Source organism: Methylibium sp. T29-B (assembly GCF_000576225.1).
GTDB classification, from domain to species: Bacteria; Pseudomonadota; Gammaproteobacteria; order Burkholderiales; family Burkholderiaceae_C; genus Methylibium; species Methylibium petroleiphilum.
This window is the reverse complement of the sequence record NZ_AZSN01000330.1, coordinates 1-1,604: the sequence shown is the minus strand read 5'-3', so window position 1 is coordinate 1,604 and position 1,604 is coordinate 1. Positions and strand designations below refer to the sequence as shown.

General features: G+C 73.7%; 1 protein-coding gene and 2 pseudogenes. All 3 read left to right on the top strand.

The genetic code is table 11. The features are described from left to right. Positions 1 to 781: pseudogene (locus tag Y694_RS21675) on the top strand (heavy metal translocating P-type ATPase); the annotation flags it as partial. Positions 782 to 930: 149 nt separating this feature from the next. After that, entirely contained in the window at positions 931 to 1,362 is a 432-nt protein-coding gene (gene cueR, locus Y694_RS21670) for a Cu(I)-responsive transcriptional regulator (protein WP_036236631.1), read from the top strand. 34 nt (positions 1,363 to 1,396) lie between these two features. After that, positions 1,397 to 1,604, top strand: a pseudogene (locus tag Y694_RS21665) (hydroxypyruvate isomerase); the annotation flags it as partial.

The following is a 1,604-nucleotide window of genomic DNA, read 5'->3' as shown; positions in this document are numbered from 1 at the left end:
TGGCGCAGGACGTTCGGGCGGTCGCGGGCCGCGGTGTGGCGGCGAGGGTCGGCGACCGCTCGCTGGGCCTCGGCAGCACGCGCTGGATGCGCGAGCTTGGCGTCGACCTCGGACCGCTGGAAGCGCTGGCGGTCGAGCACCAGCGCCAGGTCGCACGGTGTCGTGGCTCGCCGACCTGGGCGACGCCGCCGCGCCGTCCTTGCTGGCCCTGCTGGCCTTCGGCGACACGCTCAAGCCCACGGCCGAGGCCGCGGTGCGGCATCTGCAGCGGCTCGGCCTGCGTACCGTGCTCGTCACCGGCGATCAGCCCGGCGCTGCGCAGGCGGTGGCCCGGGCCCTGGGCATCGACGAGGTGCGCGCCGAGGTCCTGCCGGCCGACAAGGCCGCGGTGATCGCCGGCCTGCGCAGCGAGAGCGGCTCGGTGGCGATGGTCGGCGACGGCGTCAACGACGCGCCGGCGCTGGCCGCGGCCGACGTCGGCGTCGCAATGGCCAACCCCGACGGAGGTGGCACCGACGTCGCCATGCATGCGGCCGGCATCACGCTGATGCGCGGCGATCCGGCGCTGGTGGCCGACGCGATCTCGATCTCTCGCCACACCACACGCAAGATCCGCCAGAACCTGTTCTGGGCCTTCGTCTACAACGCGGTCGGCCTCCCGCTCGCTGCCTTCGGCCTGCTGAGCCCGGTGTTCGCCGGGGCGGCGATGGCGCTCAGCAGCGTCAGCGTGCTGGGCAATGCGCTGCTGCTCAGGCGCTGGAAGCCGGAGGAGGACCGATGACTGCGACATCGAGAGCCGGCCGAGCGCCGGGCCGCCCCAAGCCGGCCGGCATCCCCTCGGGGGATCGGGTGTCGCAGGCACCCGAGGGGCCGTCTGTCGGCCGAGCGCCGGGCCGCCCCAAGCCGGCCGGCATCCCCTCGGGGGATCGGGTGTCGCAGGCACCCGAGTGGCAGACATTCAACATCGGCGACGCCGCCCAGCGCAGCGGCGTGTCGGCCAAGATGGTGCGGCATTACGAGAGCCTCGGCCTTTTGCCGCCGGTGGCACGCAGCGAGGCCGGCTACCGGCGCTATTCGATGCGCGAGGTGCACACGCTGCGCTTCATCCGCCGCGCACGCGAACTGGGCTTCGGCATCGCGGAGATCCGCGTGCTGCTGTCGCTGTGGCAGGACCGTGGCCGGGCCAGCCGCGAGGTGAAGCAGGTGGCGCAGCGCCATGCCGCCGACCTGCAGCGGCGCATCGACGAGATGCAGGCGATGCAGCGCACGCTCGAGGCGCTGGCGCGGCACTGCCATGGCGACGAGCGCGCCGATTGCCCGATCCTCGACGACCTGCAGGCCGGCCCGCGGGACCGGCGTTGATGCCGAGGCCGGCAGAAGCTGGCAGCATGTGAGCATGCCTCGATTCGCCGCCAACCTGACGTTGCTCTACACCGAGCTGCCCTTCCTCGACCGTGCCGCCGCCGCCGCGCGCGACGGCTTCGAGGCCGTGGAATGCCAGTTCCCGTACGAGCACCCCGCCGCCGAGTTCGCGGCCCGGCTGGCCGACAGCGGCCTGCCGCTGGTGCTGATGAATGCGCCGCCCGGCGACGCCGCGGCCGGCG